This is a genomic window from Saccharopolyspora sp. NPDC000359 (assembly GCF_040300525.1).
Classification (GTDB): Bacteria; Actinomycetota; Actinomycetes; order Mycobacteriales; family Pseudonocardiaceae; genus Saccharopolyspora.
In genome coordinates, this window is sequence record NZ_JBEPDU010000043.1 from 59,571 (window position 1) to 68,519 (window position 8,949).

At 72.0% G+C, this 8,949-nt stretch carries 7 protein-coding genes; 1 reads left to right on the forward strand and 6 read right to left on the reverse strand.

Annotation, left to right across the window (positions count from 1 at the left end; all coding sequences use genetic code 11):
* Positions 1-237: 237 nt before the first annotated feature.
* On the forward strand, positions 238-1,191 hold the full coding sequence (locus ABT324_RS25140; protein WP_351182409.1) for a LysR family transcriptional regulator: 954 nt from the start codon (positions 238-240) through the stop codon (positions 1,189-1,191).
* Here ABT324_RS25140 and ABT324_RS25145 read toward each other — a convergent pair.
* From ABT324_RS25145 to ABT324_RS25170, 6 genes are all read right to left on the reverse strand, one after another.
* On the reverse strand, positions 1,103-1,975 hold the full coding sequence (locus tag ABT324_RS25145; RefSeq protein WP_351182412.1) for a LysR family transcriptional regulator: 873 nt from the start codon (positions 1,973-1,975) through the stop codon (positions 1,103-1,105). The genes ABT324_RS25140 and ABT324_RS25145 overlap by 89 nt on opposite strands.
* A 148-nt stretch (positions 1,976-2,123) precedes the next feature.
* The gene (locus ABT324_RS25150) at positions 2,124-3,269 is read right to left on the reverse strand and encodes an acyl-CoA dehydrogenase family protein (RefSeq protein WP_351182415.1); all 1,146 of its coding nucleotides are present in this window, start codon (positions 3,267-3,269) and stop codon (positions 2,124-2,126) included.
* A gap of 132 nt (positions 3,270-3,401) precedes the next feature.
* Entirely contained in the window at positions 3,402-4,535 is a 1,134-nt protein-coding gene (locus ABT324_RS25155) for a thiolase family protein (protein ID WP_351182418.1), read from the reverse strand.
* A gap of 99 nt (positions 4,536-4,634) precedes the next feature.
* Positions 4,635-6,161 carry an AMP-binding protein gene (locus ABT324_RS25160; protein ID WP_351182421.1) on the reverse strand — a complete coding sequence of 509 codons (1,527 nt, stop codon included), beginning with the start codon at positions 6,159-6,161 and terminating at the stop codon, positions 4,635-4,637.
* 25 nt (positions 6,162-6,186) lie between these two features.
* Positions 6,187-7,503, reverse strand: a complete 1,317-nt coding sequence (locus tag ABT324_RS25165; protein ID WP_351182424.1) for an MFS transporter — start codon at positions 7,501-7,503, stop codon at positions 6,187-6,189.
* Between the two features lie 235 nt (positions 7,504-7,738).
* Positions 7,739-8,949, reverse strand: a 1,211-nt coding sequence (locus ABT324_RS25170) for an amidohydrolase family protein (protein ID WP_351182427.1), incomplete at its 5' end; no start/stop codon positions are given.

The window sequence follows — 8,949 nt, forward strand, 5'->3', positions numbered from 1 at the left end:
GGGCGGAGACCACAGTTTCAACTGAAACTGCGGTTCGACGCGACTGGGGATCATAGCTGGGGGCACAGTTTCAACTGAAACTGTGACTCAGGGCGCCCGGGGTCTACAGTTTCAACTGAAACTGTGGCTTCGGGGTGACTCGGGGGGGCACAGTTTCAACTGGCACTGCGGTTTGTCGGCGGGGCGCGGCTGGTGGGTTGGTGGTGCTCGGGGGCGGTGGATTCGTATTCTTCGCGGATGGACCTGCGGCTGGTGGAGTACTTCGTGGCAGTCGTCGACCACGGCAGCGTCACCAAGGCCGCACAAGCCCTCTACATCGCCCAGCCCTCGCTGTCGCAGGCGATCCGCAGTCTGGAGCGGCAGCTCGGCGTCGAGCTGTTCCACCGCACCGGCCGCCAGCTGGTGCTCACCCCCGACGGCGAGGCGTTCGCGGCCCCGGCGCGGCGGATCCTCCGCGACGTCGAGCGCGCCCGCAGCGCCGCCCACGAAGTCCGGGCGCTGGGCAGCGGCCAGCTCGACATCGCCGCGCTGGCGACCCTGGCCGCGCACCCGCTGCCCGAGCTCGCCGGCGAGTTCCACCAGCGCCACCCCGGCGTGCTGCTCAACATCCTCGACCCCGGCGGCTCGGCGCGCGTGGTCGACGAGGTGCGGCGCGGGCGCGCCGAGCTCGGACTGACCAAGCTGCCCCCGCACAACGCCGGACCGCGCGGTTCCTCGCTGCGCACCCGCGAGCTCTACACCCAGGAGATCGTGCTGGTCCTGCCACCGAAGCTCGCCGCGCAGCTGCCCGATCCGGTACCGCTGTCCGCCGTCGAAGGCATCCCGCTGGTCCTGGAGTTCACCGACACCCGCACCCTGGTCGACGACGTGCTCGACGTCTCGACGCTGACCGTCGCGGTGGAGTCGGCCAACCGGCAGGCGATCTGGGACCTGGTCGCGCACGGCGCGGGCGCCACCTTCCTGCCCCGCAGGATGGCCGAGCGGGAGCTGCCCGGCGCGGTCCTGCGCTCCACCACACCGGAACTGCGCCGGACCGTCGGTTTCGTGCACCGGCCAGGACCGCTCTCCCCCGCCGCCGAGGCGTTCCTGGCGATCGCCGGGGTCAGCGCGGAGTCCGCGCCATCCGCAGGAACGCCCGCCCCGCAGGGGACAGCACCGCCGGGTCGTGGAGCACGCCGTAACCGAGCTTGATCGGCGGGTCCACCGCCCGCACGATCGCGCCACGCGCGGCGGCCTGCTCGGCCAGCGGCCGGGCGAGCACGGTGCCGCCGACCCCGGCCAGCACGAACGGCAGCATCGACTCGCGGTGCTGCACGACCGCCGACGGCCGGGTGCGCTTGCGGGCCGCGCTGAGCGCCTTCTCGATCACGGTGCGGCCGGTGCTCTTGGGCACGATCACCAGCGGCAGGTCCGGCAGTTCGGCCAGCGGCAACGGGTCCTTGGCCGGGACGTCGGTACCGGGCGGGAACACCAGCCAGAACTCGTGGCTGCCCAGTTCCTCCACCTGCAGGTCCGAGGCGGGCACCGGCAGGTTGGTGAACACGATCTCGCAGTGCCCCTCGCGGATCAGCGCCGCCCCGGCCTCCTCGTCGCGCAACTCGGCCAACCGCAGTGAGACGTTCGGGTAGCGCTGCCGGAACCGGCCGACCAGCTGCGCCACCGGGTGCACCGCCAGCGAGGCGGCGACGTGGATGTCCAGCCGCCCGCGCGGCAACCCGGCCGCGTCCACCAGCGTGCCCTCGGCGGCGACGACGTCCCGCAGGACCTGCCGCGCGGGACCGACGAAGGCCTGCCCGGCCGAGGTCAGCACCATGCCGCGCCCGATCCGGTGGAACAGCTCCACGCCCAGGTCCCGCTCCAGGCCGCGGATCGCCTGCGACACCGTCGGCTGCGCCAGCTGCAGCGCGCTCGCCGCGGCGTTGATGCCGTTGTGATCGACGACCGCCAGGAAGTACTCGACCTGGTGCAGCTCCACCCCGGCAGCTTATACAGCCCCCACCACCCCGGGACCAGACGCGGCCGCCCGGGCGCGGAACCAGCCGCAGGTGGCCGTCGTGGCAACGCCGCCGGTCGGTCCTACCCCTCGCCAGGGCCGACCGGCGAGCGCTCCGGCGCACCCCGGGTCAGAGGCCGAGGTCCTTGGCGATGATCGTCTTCATCACCTCGGTGGTGCCGCCGAAGATGCGGGTGACCCGCGCGTCGGCGTACATGCGGGCGATCGGGTGCTCCAGCATGTAGCCGTAGCCGCCGTGCAGCTGCAGGCAGCGGTCGACCACTGTGGACTGGAGCTCGGTGCAGTACACCTTGACCTTCGCCGCGTCGGCCGCGGTCAGCTCCCCCGCCTCCTGCTCGTCCAGCGCGCGGTCCAGCAGCGCCCGCCCCGCCTCGATCTGCACCGCGCACCCGGCCAGCTCGAACTTGGTGTTCTGGAAGCTGCCCACCGGCTTGCCGAAGACCTCGCGCTGGCGCACGTAGTCCAACGTCAGGCGCAGCGCGGCCTCCGCCGCGGCCTGGCCGGACACCGCGATGCCCAACCGCTCCTGCGGCAGGTTCGCGCCCAGGTACTGGAAAGCGCGGCCCTCCTCGCCGAGCAGGTTCGCCGCCGGGACCCGCACGTCGTCGAAGAACAGCTCCGCGGTGTCCTGCGCCTTGAGCCCGAGCTTCTCCAGGTTGCGGCCCCGGCTGAAGCCGTCCATGCCCCGCTCCACCACCAGCAGCGACAGCCCGTCCCGCCGGTCGGTGCCCTGGCCGGTGCGGGCCACCACGATCACCAGGTCGGCGTTGTGGCCGCCGGTGATGAACGTCTTGGCACCGTTGAGCATGTAGTGGTCGCCCTCGCGGGTGGCGGTGGTCGCCATGCCCGCCAGGTCCGAGCCGGTGCCGGGTTCGGTCATCGCGATGGCGCTCATCAGCTCACCACTGGCCAGGCCCGGCAACCACCGCTGCTTCTGCTCGGCGTCGCACAGCGAGATGAAGTAGGGCACGACGACGTCGGTGTGCACCTTGAACCCGCCCAGCGACACCCCGGCGCGAGCGGTCTCCTCGGTGATGACCGCGTTGAACTTGAAGCTGCTCGTCCCACCCCCGCCGTACTCCTCGGGGACCTGCAGGCCGAGCATGCCGACGGCGCCCGCCTTGCGGAACAACTCGCGAGGCACCAACCCGGCCGCCTCCCACTCGCCGAAGTGCGGCACCACCTCCTTGGCCAGGAACCCCCGAACAACCTCGCGGAACGCCTCGTGCTCGGCCCCATAAGCGGTACTACGCATCCACCCTCCCAATCCACTCGAACCTCGCTTCCTCGAACGACCTCCACCCCACCCCGGGCACCACGACCCAATGGGGCCAGGCACCCGGTCCCCACTGCAATCGCGGGACGTCGACCGCGGCCGGATTGCTCGTCAGAGCAGTTCGAGGATGGTGGCGTTGGCCATGCCGCCGCCCTCGCACATCGTCTGGAGGCCGTAGCGGATGCCGCTGGAGCGCATGTGGTGCACCAGGCGGGTCATCAGGACCGCGCCGGACCCGCCCAGCGGGTGGCCGACGGCGATCGCACCGCCCAGCGGGTTCAGGCGCGCCGGGTCCGCGCCGGTCTCCGCCAGCCAGGCCAGCGGGACCGGGGCGAACGCCTCGTTGACCTCGAAGGCACCGATGTCGTCGATGCCCAGTCCCGCCTTGCGCAGCGCCTTGTGCGTGGCGGGCCACGGCGCGGACAGCATCATCACCGGGTCGTCACCGGCCAGAACCGCGGTGTGCACCCGCGCGATCGGCCGCAGGCCGCGTTCGCGGGCGATGTCGCTGGTGGTGATCAGCAGCGCGCCGCTGCCGTCGGAGATCTGCGAGGCGTTGCCCGCAGTGACCACGCCGTCCTCGCGGAACGCCGTCTTGAGCTTGCCCAGCGATTCCAGGCTGCCGCCGCGCCGGATTCCCTCGTCCACACCCAGCTCCGGCAGCTTCACCAGCTGGTCGTCGAGGGCGCCGGAGTCGGTGGCCGCGGCCGCCCGCGCGTGCGAGGACAGCGCGTACTCGTCGAGCTGCTGGCGGGAGAAGCCCCACTTCTCGGCGACCATCTCCGCGCCGATGCCCTGGTTGAAGCCCCTCACCCCGTAGCGGTCCAGCACCGGGTCGGGCAGTACCTGGTCCACGCCCTGGCGGGCGAAGCCCATCGGCACCCGGCTCATCGACTCCACCCCACCGGCCACCGCGATGTCGTAGTACCCCGCGATGACCCCGGCGGCGGCCGCGTGCACCGCCTGCTGGCTGGAGCCGCACTGCCGGTCCACCGAGGTGGCGGGCACCGATTCGGGCCAGCCCGCCGCCAGCACCGCGGTCCGGGCGATGTTTCCGGCCTGCTCCCCGGCCTGGCTCACGCACCCCCACACCACGTCGTCGACGTCGGCCGGGTCGATCCCGGCGCGCTCCACCAGCGCGCTGAGCACCCGCGCGGACAGCTCCGCCGGGTGGATCCCGGACAGCGCGCCGTTGCGCTTGCCGACCGGGGTGCGCACGGCTTCGACGATGACTGCGTCCCTCATGTGCTGCTCCTGTCTGGGGAGGCGGGCCAGGAGTCGAATGAACCACCCGGCCTGGTCCACGGGCAAAGATCGGGCGTCAAACGTTCGGATAGGCCACACCTATCCACCCCAGTGGGAGGCGCGCAGTTCGCGGCGCAGCAGCTTGCCGGTGTCGGTGCGGGGCAGGTCCGGGACGAGCTCGATGCGCCGCGGGACCTTGAACCCGGCCAACCGTTCCCGGCAGTGCTCCGCCAGCCGGTCGGCCAGCCCGCCGGTGGTGCCCGGGGCGGGCTGCACGATCCCCAGCACCGACTGCCCCCACTCCTCGTCCGGCACCCCGATGACCGCCGCGTCGGCGACTTCGGGGTGCGCCAGCAGCGCCGCCTCGACCTCGGCCGGGTAGATGTTGACGCCGCCGGACAGGATCAGGTCGGTGCGCCGGTCGCACAGGAACAGCCAGCCCTCCTCGTCCAGGTAGCCGACGTCGCCGACGGTGATGAGGTCGCCGTGGCGGGCGGCCGCGGTCTTGTCCGGGTCCTTGAAGTACTCGAACCCGGTGATGCCGCTGCGGAAGTACACCGCGCCGACCTCGCCCGCGGGCAGCGGTTCGCCCTGCTCGTCGAGGATCCGCACCTCGGCCGCCGACAGCGGGTACCCAACGGTGCCCGGCCGGGTGAGCCACTCCGACGAGCGCACCGCGGTGACCGACCCCTCGGTGGCGCCGTAGAACTCGGTGAGCACCGGCCCCAACCACTCGATGCAGCGGTGCTTGACCTCCACCGGGCAGGGCGCACCGGCGTGCACCACGCTGCGCAGGCTGGAGGTGTTGTAGCGCTCGCGCACCTCGGCGGGCAGGCGGAGCAGCCGGTGCAGCACGGTCGGCACCGTGAACGTCGAGGTCACCCGGTGCTCCTCGACGAGCTGCAGCACCTGCTCGGGGGTCGCGCGATCGCTGAGCACGACGGTGTGGCCGAAGTTGAGCCCGACGAAGGCGAAAGCGCCGGGTGCGGCGTGGTGCAGCGGGGAGAGCACCAGATGCAACCCGCGACCGGGCACGATGTCCAGGCGGGCCATGAAGTCCAGGTAGTGCGGTGGGACCTGGGGTTCCCGGCCGGTGAGCGCGCGCCGCACCCCCTTGGGCCGACCGGTGGTGCCGGAGGTGTAGAGCATGAGCTCCCCGGCCGTGCGGTCGGGCGGTTCGGTGCTCGGCTGGCCGTGGAACAGCTCCTCGTAGTCGCGCCAGCCGGGTGCGCCACCGACGGCGAACCGCTGGATCCCGGCGGCCTCCAGCACCGGCCCGCACCGGGCGGTCAGGGCCGCGTCCACGACCACCACACCCGCTTCGCAGTTCGCCACGACGTAGCCGATCTCCGGCTCGGCCAGGTGGTGGTTGATCGGCGTGAAGTACAGCCCGGACTGCCAGGTGGCCAGCCGCAGCTCGAAGAACGGCAGTCCGTTGTGGACCACCGCGGCCACGCAGTCGCCGGGGCGCAGCCCGAGCGACCGGAAGGCGTGCGAGAGCTGGTTGGCGCGCTCGGCGAGCTGGGCGAAGCTCACCGCGCGCCCGGCGACGTCGACCACCGCCGTTCGGTCCGGGTCGGTGCGCGCGGTGGTGAACAGTCCGAGCTCGTCGGCTGCGACGGGCATGTGCGACCGCCTCCGGTCTCCGCGGTCAACCACGCACGCCGCCGAGGATGCGGCGGGCGTCCCGGTCCGGGTCGACCAGCAGCGCCATCACGATCCCGCCGACCACGACGGTCAACCCGAACAGCTGGAAGGCTTGCGCGTAACCGGCACCGGGCGTCGGCGCCACGTCCACCAGGGCGCCGGTCAGCGCCGGGGCGAACAGCCCGGAGAGCGTTTGCAGCGCGAGGAAGAACCCGAGCGCACCGGGCTGTTGGCGGGTCGGGCTGATCTGGGAGACGACGGCGTTCATCACCGGCAGCGACACCACCATCAACCCGTAGGCCACCACCACGACGGCCACCGACGCCCAAGCCCCGCCGAAGTAGGGCAACGCGGCCAGCAGGCCACCACCGATCAACAGCGACACCGCGGGCAGCAGGCCGCGCTGCACGCGGGCGCTGGAGCCGCGCGAGATCATCCGGTCGGTCAGCCAGCCCGCCCCGACCATCGCGATCATCCCGGTGATGCTGGGCAGCCCGAACATGGCGCCCGCCTGCACCCGGCTGAACCCGAGCCCGACCTCGAAGTAGGACGGCAACCAGGTCAGCACCACCGACACCATGCCGTACACCATGAAGGTGCCGATGGCACCGCCGAGGAAGCTGCGGCTGAGCGCGATCTTGCGGAACGGCACGCGCACCTCGCCGTCGTCCTGCCGCACAGCTGCCTTGCCGCGTGGCGTCGCGTACGGGCCCTCGCGGCCGATGATCAGCCAGGCGACGCACCAGACCACGCCGACCAGCGCCAGCGTCACGAACGCCGCCCGCCAGCCCCAGGTCACCACGACCAGGGTCAGCACCGGGGCGACCGCGATCTTGGCGATCGAGGCGCCGGAGGACAGCCACGCCGAGGGCAGGCTCCGCTTCTCCTTCGGGAACCACTCGAAGGCCCCGGCGTTGGCCATCGCGGTCGCCGGCCCCTCCGCCGCGCCGAGCGCGATCCGGCTGACCAGCAGCGCCGCCCCGGTCGCCGACAGCAGCACCGGGACCTGCGTCAACGACCACAGCACGGCCAGGCCGAGCAGGACCCACTTGGTCTTGACCCGGTTGGCCAGGAACCCGACCGCCACGCCGCTGGCGCTGTAGAGGAAGAAGAACGCGCTGCCGATGAAGCCGATCTCGGCGCTGCTGAGCCCCAGGTCGGCCTTCAGCGGCTGGGCGACGATGCCCAGCACCGCCTTGTCCGCCCAGTTGACGATCATGAACAGCACGAGCATCGCGGTGATGGTCCAGGCCATCCCCGGTCGGAAGACCGGCTGCGCGGCCGGTGGGGACGCGACTCGATCCAGGTCGCCAGCCGTCATGGGGAGCGTCCCTTCGTCGGAATGGCCGGTGCGGCACTCCCCCACCGGCAGGGCCATTCAACGAGACCCCCGTCACATGGTCAAAGACGCCACCCTGAACACACGGATAGGCGATCGCTATCGGTCCCGAAGCGCTGACAACCCGTCGAGCACTGCGAAACGTGGTACCGCTCCGGATCCACACAGTCGTGAGCGGCGATGGTCGTAAGAACCACCCTCGCCACTCACGAGGTGGTCAGCAGCAGGCGTGGCCGGACGTGTACTCCTGGTCGTGCCACCAGAACCCGTCCTGCCGCGGGAGGGTTCGCACGGTGTGGGCTGGTCGGGTGGGGGCGCGTTCGCGGGGGTTGGCGATCAGGTCGTCCACCTCGTGGAGGACACCGTCGAGCATCACCTTGCGCATCCGGGTCAGGGCGTTGATGTCGGCGAGCGGGTCGCCCTGGACGAAGGCCAGGTCAGCTAGCTTGCCCGGGGCGACCGTGCCCAGGTGGTCGCTCATGCCGAGCACGCGCGCCCCGCCGACCGTGGCCGCGCGCAGCGCGTCGTGGTGGTCGATCCCGTTGCGCACCATGGTGTCCAGGTTCAGGTGGTAGGAGATCGCGTGCGGCGCCAGCGGCGAGTCGGTGCCGACCGCGACGTGCGCGCCCGCGGCCAGCGCCCGGCGCGCCGTGGCCACCTGGCGCGCGTTGTAGCGCAGTTCCACCTCCGGGTAGCGCCCCACCGCCTCCTCGATCTCGGCGCGGAGCTCGTCGTACATCACCTCGGGCATCAGCGCCGCCAACCTCGGGTCCTCCAGCGCCCACGCGGCGAAGTGGTACACGGCTGGAGCGGCCGCGCTGGCCAGGCCCAGCGTCGGCGTGATCGACATCCCGGACCGCGCCAGGGTGTCGATCACGTCGGAGTAGGCGCGGCCGGTGTGGCTCTCCTTGTGCCGGTGGCCGTAGCGGCTGGTTGCGCCGGTGTGCTCGACCGCGTCCGCGCCGAGCGCGGCAGGCCCGTACAGGTAGTGCGAGCTCACCGGCACCCCGGCCGCGTGCGCCTGCCCGATCGCGTCCCGCTGGAGGGCGTAGGGCAGCCGCACGTAGGTCTTGACCATGTCGTGGCCGAGCTCGTCGACGCGCTCCAGTTCTCGGCGCAGTTCCGCGGCGTTGGTGGTGCTGCGGTTGCTGCCGTAGTACACCCGGTTGCCGTCGACGATCTCCCCGGCGCAGAACACCCGGGGCCCCAACCGGTTCCCGGACTCCTGCGCCTCCTTCGCCTCCACCGCGGCGTAGTGCCCCGAACCCGGCGACCGGATCGAGGTGACACCGAAGGACAGCCACAGCCTGGGGATTCGGTTGTCCTCCCACGGCAGGTGCTCGTGCGCGGCGACCATGCCCGGCAGCACGGTCAGGTCGCGCGCGTCGACCACCTCCGCCCCCGGCGCCACGGCGTCGGGCCCGACCG